At 41.7% G+C, this 18,082-nt stretch carries 19 protein-coding genes and 1 pseudogene; 17 read left to right on the top strand and 3 right to left on the bottom strand.

The window, feature by feature from the left end:
• Window positions 1-20 precede the first annotated feature (20 nt).
• The 5 genes and pseudogenes from ACSBOP_RS11265 to ACSBOP_RS11245 all read left to right on the top strand — a co-directional run bounded on the left by ACSBOP_RS11265 (window position 21) and on the right by ACSBOP_RS11245 (window position 4,537).
• Window positions 21-1,694 (top strand): ABC transporter permease, encoded by a 1,674-nt coding sequence (locus ACSBOP_RS11265; protein ID WP_442600631.1) that lies wholly within the window; start codon window positions 21-23, stop codon window positions 1,692-1,694.
• A complete protein-coding gene (locus ACSBOP_RS11260; RefSeq protein WP_442600630.1) occupies window positions 1,687-3,012 on the top strand; it encodes an MBL fold metallo-hydrolase in 1,326 nt (441 codons plus the stop codon). The genes ACSBOP_RS11265 and ACSBOP_RS11260 overlap by 8 nt, the downstream gene beginning before the upstream one ends.
• Before the next feature lie 193 nt (window positions 3,013-3,205).
• Window positions 3,206-3,613, top strand: a complete 408-nt coding sequence (locus tag ACSBOP_RS11255; protein ID WP_442600629.1) for a hypothetical protein — start codon at window positions 3,206-3,208, stop codon at window positions 3,611-3,613.
• A 186-nt stretch (window positions 3,614-3,799) separates the two neighbouring features.
• Window positions 3,800-4,252, top strand: a pseudogene (locus ACSBOP_RS11250) (GTP-binding protein); the annotation flags it as partial.
• 123 nt (window positions 4,253-4,375) lie between these two features.
• Window positions 4,376-4,537 carry a hypothetical protein gene (locus ACSBOP_RS11245; protein WP_442600628.1) on the top strand — a complete coding sequence of 54 codons (162 nt, stop codon included), beginning with the start codon at window positions 4,376-4,378 and terminating at the stop codon, window positions 4,535-4,537.
• A gap of 70 nt (window positions 4,538-4,607) precedes the next feature.
• On the opposite strand, the gene ACSBOP_RS11240 is transcribed toward ACSBOP_RS11245, so the two are convergent.
• Window positions 4,608-5,189: a TetR/AcrR family transcriptional regulator gene (locus ACSBOP_RS11240; RefSeq protein WP_442600627.1), complete on the bottom strand. Its 582-nt coding sequence runs from the start codon at window positions 5,187-5,189 to the stop codon at window positions 4,608-4,610.
• 295 nt (window positions 5,190-5,484) lie between these two features.
• Here ACSBOP_RS11240 and ACSBOP_RS11235 point away from each other — a divergent pair, with 295 nt between their 5' ends.
• From ACSBOP_RS11235 to ACSBOP_RS11225, 3 genes are all read left to right on the top strand, one after another.
• Window positions 5,485-6,741, top strand: a complete 1,257-nt coding sequence (locus tag ACSBOP_RS11235) for an MFS transporter (RefSeq protein ID WP_442600626.1) — start codon at window positions 5,485-5,487, stop codon at window positions 6,739-6,741.
• Window positions 6,742-6,782: 41 nt separating this feature from the next.
• A complete protein-coding gene (locus tag ACSBOP_RS11230) occupies window positions 6,783-7,844 on the top strand; it encodes an LLM class flavin-dependent oxidoreductase (protein WP_442600625.1) in 1,062 nt (353 codons plus the stop codon).
• Window positions 7,845-8,511: 667 nt separating this feature from the next.
• Window positions 8,512-8,991 (top strand): DUF523 domain-containing protein, encoded by a 480-nt coding sequence (locus ACSBOP_RS11225; RefSeq protein WP_442600624.1) that lies wholly within the window; start codon window positions 8,512-8,514, stop codon window positions 8,989-8,991.
• A gap of 107 nt (window positions 8,992-9,098) precedes the next feature.
• On the opposite strand, the gene ACSBOP_RS11220 is transcribed toward ACSBOP_RS11225, so the two are convergent.
• Entirely contained in the window at window positions 9,099-9,749 is a 651-nt protein-coding gene (locus tag ACSBOP_RS11220; RefSeq protein WP_442600623.1) for a DUF2238 domain-containing protein, read from the bottom strand.
• Between the two features lie 193 nt (window positions 9,750-9,942).
• On the opposite strand from ACSBOP_RS11220, the gene ACSBOP_RS11215 reads away from it, so the two are divergent.
• Entirely contained in the window at window positions 9,943-10,350 is a 408-nt protein-coding gene (locus ACSBOP_RS11215; RefSeq protein ID WP_442600622.1) for a VOC family protein, read from the top strand.
• Between the two features lie 83 nt (window positions 10,351-10,433).
• Here ACSBOP_RS11215 and ACSBOP_RS11210 read toward each other — a convergent pair whose 3' ends face one another.
• Window positions 10,434-10,907: a MarR family winged helix-turn-helix transcriptional regulator gene (locus tag ACSBOP_RS11210; RefSeq protein ID WP_442600621.1), complete on the bottom strand. Its 474-nt coding sequence runs from the start codon at window positions 10,905-10,907 to the stop codon at window positions 10,434-10,436.
• Window positions 10,908-11,078: 171 nt separating this feature from the next.
• On the opposite strand from ACSBOP_RS11210, the gene ACSBOP_RS11205 reads away from it, so the two are divergent.
• From ACSBOP_RS11205 to ACSBOP_RS11170, 8 genes are all read left to right on the top strand, one after another.
• Window positions 11,079-11,705 carry an FMN-dependent NADH-azoreductase gene (locus ACSBOP_RS11205; protein ID WP_442600620.1) on the top strand — a complete coding sequence of 209 codons (627 nt, stop codon included), beginning with the start codon at window positions 11,079-11,081 and terminating at the stop codon, window positions 11,703-11,705.
• A gap of 119 nt (window positions 11,706-11,824) precedes the next feature.
• Entirely contained in the window at window positions 11,825-12,955 is a 1,131-nt protein-coding gene (locus ACSBOP_RS11200; RefSeq protein WP_442600619.1) for an MFS transporter, read from the top strand.
• A gap of 134 nt (window positions 12,956-13,089) precedes the next feature.
• Window positions 13,090-13,434 (top strand): hypothetical protein, encoded by a 345-nt coding sequence (locus tag ACSBOP_RS11195; protein WP_442600618.1) that lies wholly within the window; start codon window positions 13,090-13,092, stop codon window positions 13,432-13,434.
• A gap of 96 nt (window positions 13,435-13,530) precedes the next feature.
• On the top strand, window positions 13,531-14,217 hold the full coding sequence (locus ACSBOP_RS11190; RefSeq protein WP_442600617.1) for a response regulator transcription factor: 687 nt from the start codon (window positions 13,531-13,533) through the stop codon (window positions 14,215-14,217).
• Window positions 14,207-15,751: a HAMP domain-containing sensor histidine kinase gene (locus tag ACSBOP_RS11185; RefSeq protein ID WP_442600616.1), complete on the top strand. Its 1,545-nt coding sequence runs from the start codon at window positions 14,207-14,209 to the stop codon at window positions 15,749-15,751. The genes ACSBOP_RS11190 and ACSBOP_RS11185 overlap by 11 nt, the downstream gene beginning before the upstream one ends.
• A gap of 171 nt (window positions 15,752-15,922) precedes the next feature.
• Window positions 15,923-16,933 (top strand): medium chain dehydrogenase/reductase family protein, encoded by a 1,011-nt coding sequence (locus tag ACSBOP_RS11180; RefSeq protein ID WP_442600615.1) that lies wholly within the window; start codon window positions 15,923-15,925, stop codon window positions 16,931-16,933.
• Window positions 16,934-16,952: 19 nt separating this feature from the next.
• Window positions 16,953-17,348 (top strand): MerR family transcriptional regulator, encoded by a 396-nt coding sequence (locus ACSBOP_RS11175; protein WP_442600614.1) that lies wholly within the window; start codon window positions 16,953-16,955, stop codon window positions 17,346-17,348.
• 48 nt (window positions 17,349-17,396) lie between these two features.
• A complete protein-coding gene (locus tag ACSBOP_RS11170) occupies window positions 17,397-18,065 on the top strand; it encodes a pentapeptide repeat-containing protein (protein ID WP_442600613.1) in 669 nt (222 codons plus the stop codon).
• Window positions 18,066-18,082 lie beyond the last annotated feature (17 nt).

Here is an 18,082-nt window from a genome sequence, read left to right as displayed (position 1 = left end):
GTAAATAAGACGGTGACTTCATGCAGCTTATAAGCAAAATTAATGTTAAATTTATCGGGATGACGCTAGCAATATTGCTATTAGCCTTGCTAGTGGTCGTCCCACTCTTTTTCATCTTTTTGACAAGTGTATACCCAGATGGCTCATTGGATGCTATGGCGCCTCTGCGAACGATCGTAGGCGATCATCTACTTGGCGTATTCATGAATTCGATGTGGCTCGGTTTGTGTGTTGTACTTGGTACGACATTACTAGCACTGCCCTTAGCATGGATCATGGCGAAGACCAATCTTAGCCGCCATACCTGGTTGGATGTTGTGATGCTGATTCCGTTTATGACACCGCCTTATATCGGTTCAATGGGCTGGATCTTGTTTATGCAAAATAATGGATATTTGGAGCAGCTAATCCCTGCAGCGGCAGGTTTGACACCTTTATTTTTCAGCTTTTTCGGTATGGTCTTGATCATGTGCCTTCACTTATTTCCTTTCTTGTACTTAATCCTTCGGAACGCACTGGTACAGATCGGTGGAACCAAGGAAGATGCGGCAGCGATACATGGAGGACATTTCTTTTACCGATTCCGTCGGATTGTCTTGCCGCTTCTATTTTCCAGCTACGCTCTTGGGGCACTGCTTATTTTTGTTAAAACCATTGCTGAGTTTGGAACTCCGACAACGTTTGGCCGCAAGATCGGATTTTATGTACTGACTTCGGAGATTCACAAATATATTTCCAGTTGGCCGATTGACTTTGGTAAAGCCACTGCACTTGCGTCCGTATTGTTAACCACATGCTTGCTGCTATGGTATTTCCAAACGATTGTCAGTCAAAGACACTCCTACCGCTTGGTTGGCGGGAAGGGTTCTCGTAATAAGCAATATCATCTGCCTGTTGGCTTAAAGGTGTTGTGCTGGTTGTATATTGTGGGATTGCTTGTATTTTCAATTGGTATTCCTTACTTTTCCATTATTTCTGCTTCACTCATGAAACTGCGTGGCGTAGGATTGGCATGGAGTAATTTAACCTTCCAACATTATGGTGATCTCCTTACATGGGGATCGAAAAGTATGGATGCATTGATGAACAGTCTGAGCCTTTCCCTGATTGCGGCAACCATATCGGTCATTCTTGGTACATGGTTCGCGCTGACGATTAAGCAGTCAAAGACATGGCCGCAGCGTATAGTCGATTTGTTCAGCTTACTGCCGAATACAGTTCCCGGTATTGTTATCGTTGTAGCGCTAATTCTATTGTGGAATTCGCCTTGGATGCCGATTCCGCTGTACAACACCTACGGGATGGTCGTTCTGACGTATGTCATTTTGTTTCTTCCTTATACGGTGCAGTATGTGAAAGCAAACTTCAGTCAATTGGACCCTGCTTTATTCCAAGCAGGCCAAGTATTTGGCGGTAGACCTGCCTATATTTTCCGAAGAATATTACTTCCGTTAATTGTTCCAGGCATGTTAGCCGGTTGGATGATGACCTTCACAATCTCGATTCGTGAGTTGGTAGCGTCACTGATGATTTTGCCGCCTTCAATGGAAACCTCGGCTACGTATATATTCGCACAGTTCGAACAAGGTAAGGTTTCAATGGGAATGGCTATGGCGGTTATTTCGGTTGGGTTAACGACACTGCTGCTGCTTGTTCTTAACTTCATCAGTTCAAAGAGAAAGTGGAATGTGTAACATGATACGACTTACGGTATGGGGCGGCGCTGGAGAGCATGGCCGCTCCTGTTATTATGTAGAAATGGCAGGGAAACGTATCTTATTCGATTGTGGTGTGAAAAAAGAAAGTGCGGGTGAATACCCGCTTCTTGACGCGAATATCGTGCAGCAGCTTGACGCCGTATTCTTGTCCCATGCGCATGAAGATCATTCGATGGCGTTACCACTGCTTGTTAAATTGGGATATAAAGGTAAAGTGTGGACAACTCGTGCGACGGTTGAACAATTGAAAGGTTACTTTGCCTCATGGGAAAAATACACCCATAAACACGGCGCAAATCTGCCCTATGATAACGAACATATTCATGGGCTTCGCTTCGCTTATTTAGAGGAGGTTGGCCCTTCAGAAAAATGGCTTCAAATCATGCCTGAACTGGAGCTGCGCTGGGGACGGAGCGGGCACTTGATCGGCTCGGTATGGCTTGACCTTCAAGTGAATGGGGAAAGAATTTTTTACTCCGGTGATTATTGCTCGGAATCCGGCTTATTGATGGCTGACATCCCTGAGAATCGAAGTGGACTCGATGATCGAGAAGGAAAAAATGTCATCGGAGCTGCCATTATAGATTCCGCATATGGCATGGATTCAGAGACTCAAGCTGTGAAAATAGAAAAGCTCACTTATCATGTCAATCAGATATTAGATCGTCGTGGTCAAGTGTTATTGCCGGTACCCGCCTATGGGCGCGGTCAAGATCTCATGATGTGGGCAGCTGAGCAGTTTCCACAAACGCCGATTTATGTGGAGTCTGAGTTAATGCAAGGGCTGCTTCACATGCTGGATTGGTCGGATTGGCTGCTGCCAGAAGTCGCGGATCGTATTGAATACTGTTTGCAATCAAGTAGATTTAAGATCGTCGATACACTGGAATTACGTGAGCAGATTACTGCCAGTGAAGAGGTAAGCATTATTTTTACAACGGATGGAATGATGCAGTCGGATAAAGCACAGTGGTATTACAGCACGCTAAAGGATAATCAGAAGAACGGTGTTATATTAACTGGACATTTGGCAAAAGGGTGCTTCGGGCGAGAGCTGCTGGAAATGCCTAATGGAAAATCGGACAGCCCCATAGCTCAAATCGCATGGGTCCGTTATAAGGTGCATCAGGGCCTACCGGATGTTCGCAAAATGCTTCAAGACATGCACAGCAAACATACAGTGCTGGTTCATACGGGCAAAACGCAGACGGAAGCACTCTGTGAACAGCTTACATTAGAAGGTTTCACAGGTATGCATGCTTTAGTTCCTGCAGATATATTGGAAATCATGTAATGCATGTAAGATACCGGATAGAGATGAACATGATGAAACGCTAAGACGCTTAATTCTTAGCGTTTTTCTTTATGGTTTCAGTCCGGCAGATGAGTCAAACAAACGCTGAACTGTATATTGTTAACATATACAAGATAAATATCATACAATAAATAGTCAAATGACTCTTTTATCTTAATGTGGAGGTTAAATAATGACTACTTATCACGCGAGCAGACAAATGATACCTCATCCCATTCTTATGGAGGCTATGCAAACTGCTCCAAATCAAATATTTATTCATTATGATCAACGGACTGATTTAGCATCAGCAATGAATGTCTCCAATTATTGGATTAGGAGTAATATGGAGCGTCCTGCTGGTATTGCAACTGCGGGAATGACCGATGCCCTTACTGCCTCAAACGCAATACGTCCTGATGTTGGCATGATTACACCTGCCGACAATTCGAAGATGCGATTTTTCATTACATTTAGGATTAATGCAGTATCGGGTATCATGTATACGGTACTCCCTTGTTTTGTAAATTTAGAGGGGATGACAGGTTATAGAGGAGAAAACTGGGGTCCCTTTAGCAGAAATATGTTTATCGGAATGTAAAACGAGCTTAATATGCACATGATGAAACGCTAGGATGCTTCGTTCTTAGCGTTTTTATCATGCATTTTATGGTGTGATATAATTGTTGTAATTTTATAAAAATGGAGGCGTTTTACATGCGAAAAATAAACTATGAATTTAAGAAAGGACAAACACAAATGAATATGAAGATGAGGTTATTTAAAAATGAAAACTATCAATATTGGGGTCCTTGCACATGTTGACGCTGGGAAGACGACATTAACGGAGCGAATCTTATTTGAAACAGGAATTATTAAGGAAGCAGGGTCTGTAGATAAAGGAACGACACAGACGGATTCTTTAAATATCGAACGTGCAAGAGGAATCACAGTGAAATCCTCTGCGGTTTCTTTTACAACTCATGATTTAAAAATCAATCTGATCGATACACCAGGGCATGCGGACTTTATATCGGAAGTAGAGTACGCACTGCGTGTATTGGATGGGGTTATTCTGGTCATCTCAGCAGTAGAGGGCATTCAGGCACAGACGAAAGTGCTGATGAACGCTTTGATGGAATCAAAGACACCCGTGATCCTGTTTATGAACAAAATCGATCGGACGGGTGCAAATTATAAGAGGGTCATGTACGAAATCAAGTCCATATTGACTGAAGATGGTTCCCAATGATTGTGGTTGCATGAAACCCAGATTACAGACGCTTTCTACAAGAGCATATGAAAACATGGTTGGCATCGTCATGGCAAATCAGTCGATAACACGATTATGGTAGCGGATGAGATGACAGAAGGTACATTCCTAGCAAAATTTGATTTAGATGAATTGCGAAGCAATCGAAGACAAGAAATGATGGGAAATACGTTTCGTAAAGTGCATGCCTATAATGAATTACTTAGCGATAAGGTAGAAGAACCCTTAATACGGACGAAATTACATCCTTAAAAACCTTCCTATCCTTTCTGGAAGGTTTTACTTTTAGATGGTAATTCTGGATTCTAGACGGTATCAAGATTTACTTGAGTAATGTGAGTGTCGTTGTTATTGCATTGTCAATAAATATTCGCTGTGGACGAGACTTCATCATTACTGTAAGTCCAATTAACGCTATAAGTAGTGCACGTGCTACAGCCTTTGTGTCTGTATTGGCCTCGAGCTCACCCGTTCTTACCCCTCGTTCAATAGTTTCTTGAAAAATGACTGCTAGGTACATTTGATGTTCTCTGGTCAGAATTTCAAATTTCTCGTCATGAGGCGCAAGTTCGACCATGGTATTAATACAAAAACAACCCCGACTGCGATCTTCTGAATATTCCTCAGCAACCACGTCATCAAAAAAAGTGGAAAATGCTTCTTTTACAGAAGAATGGCTTTGAAGTCTAGCTCGAACATCGGAAGCACGGGACATCGTGTATTTACGAAGCACGGCTTCGAACAGTTCTTTCTTATCTCCAAAGGCAGAGTATATGCTAGGGCGTTGAATACCCATTCTGGCAGTTAAATCGCTTAGTGAAGTAGCTTCATACCCCTTCTCCCAAAATAGTTGCATCGCTGCATCCAATACTTTCTCTTCGTCAAATTCACGGGTTCTTGCCATGATGAAAACCTCTCATTCATCTCAATTTTTTTCATTGCTCTATAATATCGAACATGATTAACTGTTGTTTTATGTACTGATTAGTATAATATAATTTTATATTTAGTCGTTAATTTTGTCAAATGAAAGCTTGATTATCCCAATGAGGTAGAAGTGAATATAAGTTTATTACCAGTTATATCATTTTTTTATTGACATTAGGATTAACCATGAGATATATTTACCTGGAAAATAACATACCGATCGGTAAATTATAATTTTTGCCGATTAACATGAATGGAGAGAAGGTACGCAAATGGAGGAGGTTATAGAAAAAACAGCAGTCGATGTTGATTCGTCACATCCGCAGCAGATCACGTCTAATACAGACCGTCATGCTCCCATGTCTCCCTATATGACACTAGTGTTTGCGGTTGCCTGCGGGATGTCGGTCGCCAATATCTACTTCGCACAACCGCTACTAGATCAGCTGTCGAGTGAATTTGGCATTGACTATTCAAACATTGGCGTGGTTATTACGATCACACAGATCTTTTATGGATTGGGACTGCTGTTTTTGGTACCGCTTGGGGATTTATTGAACCAGCGCCGCTTGATTATCGGTCAGATGTTATTGTCCATGATAGCCCTGGTTATCGTTGGAACTGCCCCGAAAAGTACACTACTATTCGCAGGGATGGCTTTGGTGGGAATGCTTGCCGTTGTAACTCAGACGCTTGTAGCGTTTGCGGCAACGATGGCTGCCCCGGCCGAACGTGGGCGTATTGTTGGTATTGTAACAAGCGGGATTGTCATCGGCATCCTTCTTGCGAGGTCCATTTCAGGCATATTAACAGATCTTGCGGGTTGGCGTTCCGTATATCTGGTCTCTGCCGCGCTGATGCTTGTTATGGTTTCTATGTTTTTCAAGGTATTGCCTCATGTAGAGCGCGAGGTCAAATCACAGTCCTATCCTCAATTGCTAGGGTCAGTGCTTATTCTGTTTTTTCAAGAACGGATGTTACGCATCCGCTCTGTTCTGGCCCTGCTGATTTTTGCCGATTTCAGCATTTTATGGACTTCGCTCGTATTGCCCCTAAGCACGCCGCCATTATCTCTTTCACATAGTGCGATTGGAGCATTCGGTCTTGCAGGAGTAGCTGGAGCGTTAGCTGCAGCACGAGCAGGGAAGCTGGCTGATCGAGGTTACGGACAGAGAACGACGGGTATTGCCTTGATCCTATTGTTGATTTCTTGGTTGTTCATTAGCTATACGGAACAATCACTGTTCGCATTGGTCATTGGCATTGTACTTCTCGACTTGGCAGTGCAGGCCGTACATGTCACGAATCAAACGATGATTCTCCCGTTACGTGCGGAGGCGCGCAGCCGACTTACTGCGGGGTACATGGTGTTCTATTCCATCGGAAGCGCCAGCGGTTCAATTGCTTCGACCCGTATTTATGCGCATTATGGCTGGCAAGGAGTATGTTTTCTTGGGGCTTCTGTCAGTGCTGTAGCGCTGCTATTCTGGGCATTGACCAGACGACCTACAGCTGCCGAATTCAAATAAGTTTCTGTCATATGATGATTTATAAAAAGGAGAGAGTGTCTGTGGAAATAGGTATAACTTCGTTTGTAGAAACCAAGCCGGATGTTCAGACTGGTGAAGTGATAAGTCACGCGCAGCGATTGCGTGAAGTAGTCGAGGAAATTGTTCTTGCCGATCAGGTGGGTCTTGATGTGTTCGGCGTAGGTGAGCATCATCGAAAGGATTATGCAGCATCTTCGCCAGCAGTAGTGCTGTCTGCGGCTGCATCACAGACGAACCGGATTCGGCTGACCAGTGCAGTGACGGTGCTTTCTTCGGCTGATCCGGTGCGCGTTTTTCAGGATTTCTCTACGCTGGACGGAATTTCCAATGGACGTGCGGAGATTATGGCAGGCCGGGGTTCCTTTATCGAATCTTTCCCTTTGTTTGGTTATGACTTACATGACTATGATGAGCTGTTCGAAGAGCATTTGGAATTGCTCCTGAAAATACAGAATTCCGAAAAAGTAACCTGGAAGGGCGGGCATCGGCCAGCGATTAACGATTTGGGCGTGTATCCACGGCCCGTTCAAGATTCCTTACCGATATGGATTGGCAGTGGGGGGAATCAGGAGTCAGCTATCCGTGCCGGTCTGCTAGGACTGCCATTGATGCTGGCGATCATTGGGGGAAGTCCCAATCACTTTAAACCGCTCGTACAGTTGTATAAAAAGGCGGCAGCGCACGCTGGTCATGACGAATCGCGGCTTAAGGTTGGATCGCATTCAATAGGATTTATAGCTGAAGATACGGAAGTAGCAGCAGATACATTTTTCCCATCTACCCAGGCAGGAATGAATAAACTCGGACAGGAGCGGGGCTGGGCGTATTATGACCGCTCTAGCTACGATGCCGCTCGGAGCTTTGAAGGTGCATTGTATGTTGGCGATCCAGACACGGTTGCCCAAAAGATTATTCACCTTCGCAAACATGTAGGCATTACACGTTTTATGATGTATGTGCCGTTGAGCACGATGCCGCATGATCAGGTGATGAGAGCTATTGAACTGCTAGGAACAGAGGTTGCACCTCGGGTTCGAGAGGAAATTGCCAAGTGGGAAGCTGAGACGGGAAATAGATCATAATGCAATTCTGATACATAAAACGACAAGTGATTCGAAATTACATCTCATTTTCTTTTACTGTCTGCATTTAGGTTGGTTAAGTCAATATGTAATCAAAAAGGAGTTAAGTGATTTGTATTTGCTTAACTCCTTTATTTTTGACTAGTTTGTAGAGGAGGTCGTGCACACATAATACTCGTCTTCAGTAGAGGGTAGGAATAGGAGGGCACGCTACAGCATCAATAAACCTTGGATCAATGCCATAAAACATCCAAAATAATCCATTCCACCTATAACCTGAAACTTCACCGTACTCTACACGAGTTGGATAAAACCAGAAATTATCTCCATTCAGGAGCCAGACATATGTGTTTTGATATAAACAATCAACTACATAGGAAACATCAGGTTTTGGTGGGATGAATGCAGGTGGGGGATATTGTGGTTGTCTCAGGGACTCCTGAGGTTGTGGTATAAACATCATTGATTTCCACTCCCTTTAAAATAGATATTCATCATTATAAATTCAGATGCACTTCATTCTACGTGGGTTAATAACTAATTGAGTGTGCGGATGCCTAAGTATTAATTCTATATTTTAGTGTGGGAGTTTAATTTAACGAAGTAATGTTGTAAGATGAAACCATTCGATTGTGATTGTATTTTTCAAAAAATGGAGTTGGAACCTTTGATATTAGTGAGTGCATGTTTAGCGGGGTTAGAAGTAAGATATAACGGAACACATAGTTTAGATAAAATAATACAAAAAATGGTACAAGAAAATAAAGCAATTACGGTATGCCCTGAATTGCTTGGTGGATTTTCAACTCCAAGAGAGCCTGCTGAGATAATAGGTGGTGACGGGGAAGATGTGCTAAATGGAAAAGCTAAAGTAGTAGAGAAGTCAGGGACGGACGTAACAGAGATGTATATAAATGGTGCTTACTTAACATTAAGAAAGGCTCAAGAAGTAAATGCAACAGTAATTGTTCTTAAGGAATACAGTCCTTCCTGTGGAAGTTCAATGATTTATAATGGTGAATTTAAGGACCGGAAAGTTGTTGGAAATGGTGTCACAACAGCTTTACTTAAAAGAAATGGTTTAAGAGTAGTTTCGGAAGAGAATCTCGAATCTCTTATGGAAGAAATTTCCATTTGCAAGGATTGAATGTTATTATTTATTAAAGCTCTCGCAAAGGGGAGTTGCAATTACTGTACCAAAATGCGATCCAACAAAACCAAGAATTGAGACAAATAAGTGAGCAAAAATTATGCTCACTTATTTTTTATTCCCTTTTTCCTGTTGATCCATGCGAGAGTACCCATGGATATCATGCTGCCAAGGAGTCCTAGTGCCATATCTTTCTGAGTATCGAAGATATCACCTTGCATTCCAACAAATGTGGCTTCTCCGCCAGGTCCAGCTACTAAGGCACCTAACATTTCAAAGATCTCGAATAGTGCACTTAAAGAAAGCACGACTACAACTGACAAAAGATATGACCAAATTCTATGTAATTTTAATTTAAGTTTTAAAAATTCTAGGAATGGGAAAGAGAAAAACAATCCGAATGAGAAATGAACGATTCGATCGTAATAGCTTCTTTTTGTATGAAACGATGTTTTTAGCCATAGGTCAAACGGTGTTCCTTCATACGTATAATGTGCTGCATAAGTATGAAGACAAAAGAAGATGAACATTAGAAGATAAGAGAAATTCGAAAAACTAAACTTTTTATAAGTGAAGGCAAGTAAAAGAATAATCACGAGAAGCGATAAGTTATAACCGAGCCATTGCGACCAGTTAGTGGGATGTATGGCCATTAAACCAAAAAATATAAGGAAGAAGAAAATCATTGATTGCAAGGGTATATTTTTAGAGAAAGGAATGCTATTACTTGTCCAATCGCGTTGGTTCACAGTCATGGGATTATCACTCCTTACATTTATGACAATAGGTTCTCCAGTTCTAAGAAAGAAATACTTCTCCATAATGAAGTAGGTCTATCGTGCCCCGGGGCAGCAGTGAATAATTTATGTATTCATCCGTGAAAAGAGAAAGGAAAATGGTGAAGCGTCATAGAATTAACAAACTGGAAACCATGAAAGGATGATAGGGATGTCGGGAATTCAAGGGAATGCTTTAAAGGCGGTTTGTTCGATTTATGTGCCGGTTAGAAACCCGTTGAAGTCGGCGCAGTGGTGGCAGCGAAATTTTGGATTAGAATACGCGGTGCCATTTAATGAAGCAGAGGCTCAAGCTATATTGAAACTATCTGATGGACAATGGCTGCACTTGGTAGAAACGGTAGGGATGATCGATAATCAATTCCCAAATAAAGCAGGCTATGAAATGTTTAGGCTTACTTTTGAAGTGAGGCAGATCGAGGTATTGTATGATCATCTGAAAAAAAATGGTGTGAGAATAGAAGAACTTCAGGATCGAGATAGTTGTGGAGTCAACTTTGTATTTTATGATCCGGATGGCAATAAATTTGATGTAAATGAATGTGTAAATGTTCATTGAACATCCGAGAAAATAGATAAAGTTAAGTGTAGACCTTGAGGAGGACGATCCTCAAGGTCTTTCCCAGTTTTATCACGACCAATTTACCAGACAGGTTTTAACCTCGATGATAATTTACCTTCATTTGCTTCATAAACCAATTTTGTTAAATCTTCTTTGAGCATTTGCATTCGTTCAGCACCTATGTTATCAATCCAGCGCTGTTCTATCTCAGCTGTTATCTCCTCTTTTGCTTTCATTACTAGCCAGCCACGTTCGGTCAGAACAATAATTTTCCCTCTTTTATCATTAGGATGCATTTGACGTATGACATAACCACTTTTCTCAAGATAATCCACCATTTTACTCACAGCTTGCTTTGTAACTCCTAAGTGTTCAGCTAGTTCTATACCTGTTGCTCCATTAGGAATGATATGTTTAAACATAAAACCATGTGCAGGTCTAATATCTCCAAACCCCAATTCACTCAATCTGTCATGTAGTTCATCAATCATTGTACTAAAAGATAATGACAAAAGTGATGTAAGATCTAATTCACTAAATACTGGATGACTCATATGTAAAACCTCCTCAAATAAAGTCAATTAGGTTGACTTTATTTGAGTTTCATTGTACTATACGTCATGTAGTCAATCAAGTTGACTATTTAAATTTGTATTCAAAATAATAGCCATTACAATGGGATACTCTTTTAACAACATAAGAGTGAGTAACAGGAGGACAAGAGAATGACAACCGTATTATTCGTAAAAGCAAACAATCGTCCAGCAGATCAAGCCGTTAGTGTAAAATTATATGAGGCTTTTTTAGCGAGCTATAAAGAATCACATCCAAGTGACACAGTGGTAGAACTAGATTTATACAAGGAAGAATTGCCATATGTAGGAGCAGATCTGATTAACGGTACATTTAAGACGAATAGAGGACTTGATTTAACATTAGAAGAAGCAAAGGCTGTAGCTGTTGCTGATAAATATTTGGATCAATTCCTTGCAGCTGATAAAGTTGTGTTTGGTTTCCCATTATGGAATTTAACAATTCCAGCTGTACTACACACATATATAGACTACTTAAATCGCGCAGGTAAAACATTTAAATATACGCCAGAAGGTCCAGTAGGTCTTATTGAAGATAAGAAAATAGCATTATTAAACGCAAGCGGCGGTGTATATTCTAAAGGACCAGCAGCTGAAATAGAAATGGCTGTTAAATATGTAGCAAGTATGATGCGCTTCTTCGGTGCAAAAGATATAGAGACAATAGTCATTGAAGGTCACAACCAATTCCCTGATCAAGCAGTAGAAATTATTGCCACAGGGCTTGAAAAGGCTGTTAAAGAAGCAAGTACCTTCTAATTAACAATAGACTTGACACTCAATATGGCAGTACCAACACTTTTATAGCGGTGGTACTGCTTTTTTATTCGCTTATCTCGCTACCTTATGAAATCGATAGAAAGAAGGATTACATGATAATGGAACGTTTATGGACAAAAAACTATATCATGCTGACAATTACAGCGTTATTACTATTTAGTGGTTTTTATTTACTAATGCCAACACTACCTATGTTTATTAAACAATTAGGTGGAAGTGAATCTCAAGTTGGATTCATTATTGGAGTGTTTACAATATCGGCAGTCATTTTCCGTCCTATTATTGGTGGATTAATGGATCGGTATGGTCGACGCGTATTTATAATAAGCGGACTACTATTTTTTGCAATTACAATGTATTTTTATGATTGGATAACAGGAGTTATCTTTTTAGTGATATTACGTATCCTCCATGGAATCAGCTGGGCAATTGCTACAACTTCAACAGGAACGGCTGTGACTGATGTTATTCCACAATCTCGTCGTGGAGAAGGAATGGGATGGTATGGACTTGCAATGACTTTAGGTATGGCTTTAGGACCCATATTAGGTCTTTGGGTAGCAAAATCATTTTCATTTCATTATCTTTTTCTTCTATGCACAGCATTTGCAATTATTGCATTAATAGTTGCACTTGGTACAAAAATACCAGCGGTTCAGAATACATCCCAAAAACCAATATCATTTTATGAAAAAACAGTATTACCACTAGGTATTGTTACATTTTTCCTATCCATTACTTTTGGTGGTATTACAACATTTTTACCATTGTTCGCAGCAACAATCCAAGTTAATGCAGGTACTTTTTTCTTCGTTTACGCTATCACACTTACAGTAATTCGACCGCTTGCAGGAAAGCTATCTGATAAATATGGGGAAGGATTCATTATTGTCCCTGCACTTTTTACTCTGATAGCCGCACTAATCGTCCTAGCAATGACAAAAGGGATTGTTGGACTAGTTATTACAGCTATCTTGTACGGAATTGGATTCGGATCAGCACAACCCGCTCTTCAAATAGCAACTATCCGATTAGCTCCACAAGAGAAAAGAGGTGTAGCGAATGCTACATTCTTTACTGCTTTTGATTTAGGGATTGGTTTAGGGGCTATGATTCTAGGATTTGTTTCCCAGCTCATGGGATATCACATGCTATTTATTCTTTGTGCTGTATCTGGGTTTATTAGTCTGTTAATTTTTATTTTGTTTGTAAAAAAGACATTAAAATAACTTGTTAACTAGTCCGCAAACGCATAGTCAGTTGGATCGCCATATTCCCGACACATTGCATCGTTATATTAAGTGTACAGCCGCTGAACAAGCTAAAAGCGGATGCAAAAAAACAATTATTGGAGGAATTAGACATGAAGAAAAAACTAACAATCGCAGCTCTTGTACTCGCTGTATCTGCTGTAGGAGGTTCTGCATTTGCCGCAAGCGACAGTAAAGTAGGGGAAGTGATCAAAGCAAGTATTGTCAGTGAAGCATCATCCAGTGTAGGTCAAATTAATGCAGAAGAATCGCCTGCGGTAGAGATCACTGAATCTGCCTTGACTAGTTCAACTGAAGCTGTTAGCTTAGAGCAAATGGCGAAAGAGAAAGGCATTACAGTGGAAGAGCTGATCGAACAGCTTGAAAAAGAAGGAAAGCTGCTCAAAGCAACTCCTGTCACTGACTCTGTAGAAGCAGAAAAAGCGACAAGTAAGTAAACAGACATAGAAATGCGAGAGCTGTCTCATAAGATACCTTTAATTTCAAAAAGTCTTTATAGACAGCTCCGTTATTCGGAAGGATGGGGAGCAACATTGAAGCGAGTACTGTTAGTTGAAGACGAGCTGCCCATTGCTAGCTTGCTTCAAGCCTATCTTGAAAAAGAAAACTACATCGTGGCATGGAATACTGGCGAAAGGGAAAGCGATATTATCGAGCAGTTCTTAAGGTGGAAGCCTGATCTCGTATTGCTTGATCTCATGCTGCCAAACGATGTTAACGGAATTGATATTTTACAGCAAATTCGACAATTGGGGAGCTGCCCTGTCATCATTCTTACTGCTAGAGGCAGCATACCGGATCGTCTTCATGGCTTTGAGCTTGGAGCCGACGACTACATTGCCAAGCCCTTCGATCCCCAAGAGGTATTGGCACGTATTCAGGCTGTGCTTCGTCGCTCTGTCTATATGACAGACTCAAAAAAGATCCGGCTCGGCAGCTTGATTATAGAAATTACAACCCGGACAGTAGCTGTGGGTTCTGAGCCAGTCACTGTGCTTCCACGCGATTATCATCTACTAGAGTTCCTTGCTCAACACCCCAATCAAATCTTTGATCGTGATCATTTATTAAACGAAGTTTGGGGATTTGATTTTGATGGCGGGGATCGCTCAGTCGACACGTCCATTAAACGTTTGCGCAAATGCTTGCAGCAATGGCCTTTGAATGAGGGAGAAATCGAAACGATTCGAGGAATGGGGTACAGCTTGCGTGTTTACTAAGTCTCCAGACAAGTTTAAGCCAAAACTTATAACGAAACGGCCGCAATCTGCTACCGTTCCCTTAGTGCGATACTGGACATGGCGCTATGTCATGATTCTCCTTATCATGCTGACGGGCATCGGTTTATTTGGCATGTACTGGATTCAAAAGAACACGCAGGAGCAGCAATTTCAGCTACTTGAAGCTAGATCTACCTTGATGACGGATACATTTAGCAAAATGGACCAGCTTTTGCAAAGCAATTCATCCGCTTCAGTCACACCTAGCCATTCAAGTGTTGAAAAACCCATTGTTCCTATCCCTACTGAAAATAATTCGATATCAGAGCCTGCCATTTCCGTTCCAGCACAGCTTGTCCCCGACATTCCTGATGGATATTTATTCCAGATATTTGATCAGACAGGTGCGATGATCTACTACTTCAGCAACGCAAACGACGAAAAAGGGGTATACCTGCAAGCTCCGCCCCACCAATCTGAAGTTCTGGCCGGTAAAAAAATTCGTGAGCTCGTGAATACAGAGAGTGGAAAGTGGCTGCGTGTAGCCGTTCCTTTTTTAATTAACAACAAAATTTCAGGAACGCTCCATATGAGTGCGAAATACAACGAGGATCGACTGCCGCAATTGTATGGACTTATCGTGCTGACGATTGGTCTCATTGCGCTATGTGGCTGGGCCGTCGTCTATGTGCTGTCCCGTTCACTTACACGCCCGCTGATTCAACTTGGTCATGCTGCTAATGCAGTATCACATGGTAACTATACGCCTGATTTACCGGATCTAGGTCAGGTCAAAGAAGAAGAAATTAGAGAATTGATTCAATCGTTTCACGAGATGACCGATCGGTTAAACCAGCTTGAGCGTATGCGTACGGATCTGCTTGCAGGCGTTTCTCATGAGCTGCGTACACCGGTAACATCGATACGTGGCATGCTGCAAGCTATAAATGAGGGAGTCGTGACAGGCAGAAAAGCTGACGAATTTATCCAAATTGGATTAAATGAGGCGAAGAGGCTGCAGGAAATGGTGAACAACCTGCTTGATTTTGCTTCAATGGAATCTGGCGAGATATATGTAGAGAGGGCGACTATTGCGATTCACCCTTTCGTTGATGAAGTTGTCAAACAGGTAAGGAGCATTCCCGCATTTTCATCAATTTCAATCGAGGTAGACGTATGTCCAGCCGATCTGGCATGCCTCTATGACGTTACCCATTTAAAGCAGATCTTTTTCAACCTGCTTAACAACAGCGTAATGGCTTCTGCTTCCCATATTCGGATCACACCTAGAAAAGTAAATGAGCAACTTATCATTGAATTTACAGATAATGGTAAAGGAATATCAGATGATGAGGTTCCCTTTATCTTCGAACGTTATTACAGAGGCAACAGCCGACATAAGAAAAAACAAGGCCTCGGGCTTGGTCTGCCGATTTGCCGCCTGCTGGCAGAAGCCAATGGTGGCACAATTGAGTTGAAGCAAACCGCTCCGACAGGTACGATCTTTTGCGTCACACTTCCAGTTATCAAGTGATTTAGGTATCTATTGGGCAGGAACAGCATCGCCGATAAATAGGCAGGAATATCAAGAAACGCTAAGTCGCTCATGACCTAGCGTTTTTGTTTATCTACCTGCTTGACTTCGAGTTCACTCTAACTTCTATACTACGAACATTCATTATTATTTTATCGAGGAGAGATGTTCATGTTAAACACACGCATTATGGTAACCCAATACGGTGGATCGGAAGTACTTAAAGGGATGGAGGAACCACTGCGTAAGCCAGAGAAAGATGAAGTTCGAGTAAAGGTCAGAAGTGCTGGTGTTGCACTCTCAGATATTATGAGAAGAGAAGGGAAATTTCCTGCATTGCCCAAGACTCCATTTACACCCGGTTATGATGCAGTTGGCATTATTGACGAGCTAGGAGAAGACATGCAACAATATTCGATAGGGGATCAAGTAGCGGTCTTTTTCAATGGGACAGGTGGCTATGCCGCATATGTGTATGCAAAGTCCGATGAATTGGTTGTCATTCCAGCACATATCGATGCCGCGTTCGCATCTGCGATCCTCTTGAATTATGTTACAGCCTATCAAATGCTTCACCGCATTGCAAAAGTGTCAGAAGGTGAACGTATTCTGATTCATGGGGCTAGTGGTGGAGTAGGAACTGCTTTGCTTGAGCTTGGACAACTTGCCCGTTTAGACATGTTCGGTACAGCATCCTTTGCCAAGCATGCGACCGTATCCCAATTAGGTGCAGTCCCAATCGATTACCGGAACGAAGATTTTGTTGAGGTCCTCCAACATAAGGCTCCAGAAGGCATGGATGTAGTGTTTGACCCCATTGGAGGTCCTAATTATGAACGTTCCCTACAAACTTTAAGTAAGAAGGGTCGTTTCATCGGTTATGGGTATACTTCAATTCTGGAGCATGGCGAGCCTGACGATTGGTCAAAAGACTGGGAGAATCTATCTCAGATGCAAGTCACAGAAAGCGGCAATCCCGTTTATTTGTATAGCATCACTTCTTTAAAAAAGGAAAGATTAGATTGGTTTCGTGAGGATGTACAATGCCTGCTGACCTTATTAGATGAAGGGAAAATCAATCCACTTATCTCCCATCGTATTCCACTTCGGGATGCTGCACAGGCACAAGATCTGCTAGAAAAATCGTTATCCATCGGAAAAGTAATTCTCATCTGCGAATAGAGAGGATGCGGTATGTCTCATGTACTCGATTAGTGAAGTATCAAAGTTAACAGGGATTACAACCTATACACTTCGTTACTATGAAAAAATCGGACTTCTTCCAAGTCCTGAACGTCAAGGCGGTAAGTACGATGGAATTCGTCGATACAATGATCAGGATCTTCGAATGATCCGGTTTATTTATGGCTTAAAGCAAACGGGTATGAAGCTGGAAGACATCGCGTACTTTACAGAAGATGGTTGTCTGCTTTCTTCGAACAATGAGGTGATCGAAGACATTCAGCCAATTTTGCACAAACGAATGGAAATTCTAGATCTTCATATGGCGCAGTTGGAACAGCAAATCGCCAATTTGGAAGCTGTAAAAGCGATTGCGCAAGAGAAGAGAGCGATATATTCGAGTATGTTGGGATAATTGCCAAAGTCGTATAGGTAGATCATAGAAATATGTTATTCTTAGTAGATGAACGTCAGACAGAAGGAGGGGAGAGGGATTACTATCAAAATCGCTGCACCAAGAATCCCAGCTGATTTACCTGATCTTACAGAGTCACATTACGTATTAGGCAGTAAAGATGAGCTTCGTCATGGATGCATAACTGATGCCACCATTGAGTATCAAGAGGCAAGTAAAGTGTCTTTTGATCAAGTATGGTTTAAGCAAGTAACGGTTACCGAGTCTACGTTCCCCAACGCGGAGGTAACGGATGTCATTTTCGAAAAATGCGATCTGTCTAATCTTGATTTCTCGAGTTCTTTTTTTCAGCGAGTGGAGTTCAGAAACTGTAAATTAATTGGAACAGATTTTATGTTGTCCAGGTTCAAAGACGTACAGTTTGTGAATTGTGTAGGGGATTTTGCGGCGTTTCGCTTCTCGAAATTGAACAAGGTTTCGTTTGCTGCGTGTTCATTACGAAGTTCCGACTTTTTCAAGACCACATTAGACAAAATATCATTAAACGATTGTCAGATCGAGAAAATGATGCTGTCTGGTTCGAAGCTGGAAGGAATCGACTTGAGCGAATGCCATTTTGACGGAATCATTGTTGAAAGAGAAGATTTGAATGGTTGTATTGTTACAGAAGAACAAGCAAGATCTTTTATCGGCCTATTAGGGCTAGTCATCAAGTGATGAACTTAGAAAATATA

It is taken from the genome of Paenibacillus sp. KN14-4R, from assembly GCF_052180255.1.
Taxonomy (GTDB): domain Bacteria; phylum Bacillota; class Bacilli; order Paenibacillales; family NBRC-103111; genus Paenibacillus_AM.
This window is presented reverse-complemented; position numbering and strand designations above follow the sequence as displayed.

What these genes read in the sequence shown, in the direction of transcription:
- ACSBOP_RS11210 (WP_442600621.1), bottom strand. Translation starts at nt 10,907, where the DNA reads ATGAGTCATCCAGTATTTAGTGAATTAGATCTTACATCACTTTTGTCA.
- ACSBOP_RS11180 (WP_442600615.1), top strand. Translation starts at nt 15,923, where the DNA reads ATGTTAAACACACGCATTATGGTAACCCAATACGGTGGATCGGAAGTA.
- ACSBOP_RS11260 (WP_442600630.1), top strand. Translation starts at nt 1,687, where the DNA reads ATGTGTAACATGATACGACTTACGGTATGGGGCGGCGCTGGAGAGCAT.
- ACSBOP_RS11235 (WP_442600626.1), top strand. Translation starts at nt 5,485, where the DNA reads ATGGAGGAGGTTATAGAAAAAACAGCAGTCGATGTTGATTCGTCACAT.
- ACSBOP_RS11245 (WP_442600628.1), top strand. Translation starts at nt 4,376, where the DNA reads ATGACAGAAGGTACATTCCTAGCAAAATTTGATTTAGATGAATTGCGA.
- ACSBOP_RS11205 (WP_442600620.1), top strand. Translation starts at nt 11,079, where the DNA reads ATGACAACCGTATTATTCGTAAAAGCAAACAATCGTCCAGCAGATCAA.
- ACSBOP_RS11170 (WP_442600613.1), top strand. Translation starts at nt 17,397, where the DNA reads ATGAACGTCAGACAGAAGGAGGGGAGAGGGATTACTATCAAAATCGCT.
- ACSBOP_RS11220 (WP_442600623.1), bottom strand. Translation starts at nt 9,749, where the DNA reads ATGACTGTGAACCAACGCGATTGGACAAGTAATAGCATTCCTTTCTCT.
- ACSBOP_RS11215 (WP_442600622.1), top strand. Translation starts at nt 9,943, where the DNA reads ATGTCGGGAATTCAAGGGAATGCTTTAAAGGCGGTTTGTTCGATTTAT.
- ACSBOP_RS11265 (WP_442600631.1), top strand. Translation starts at nt 21, where the DNA reads ATGCAGCTTATAAGCAAAATTAATGTTAAATTTATCGGGATGACGCTA.
- ACSBOP_RS11255 (WP_442600629.1), top strand. Translation starts at nt 3,206, where the DNA reads ATGACTACTTATCACGCGAGCAGACAAATGATACCTCATCCCATTCTT.
- ACSBOP_RS11200 (WP_442600619.1), top strand. Translation starts at nt 11,825, where the DNA reads ATGGAACGTTTATGGACAAAAAACTATATCATGCTGACAATTACAGCG.
- ACSBOP_RS11175 (WP_442600614.1), top strand. Translation starts at nt 16,953, where the DNA reads ATGTACTCGATTAGTGAAGTATCAAAGTTAACAGGGATTACAACCTAT.
- ACSBOP_RS11240 (WP_442600627.1), bottom strand. Translation starts at nt 5,189, where the DNA reads ATGGCAAGAACCCGTGAATTTGACGAAGAGAAAGTATTGGATGCAGCG.
- ACSBOP_RS11195 (WP_442600618.1), top strand. Translation starts at nt 13,090, where the DNA reads ATGAAGAAAAAACTAACAATCGCAGCTCTTGTACTCGCTGTATCTGCT.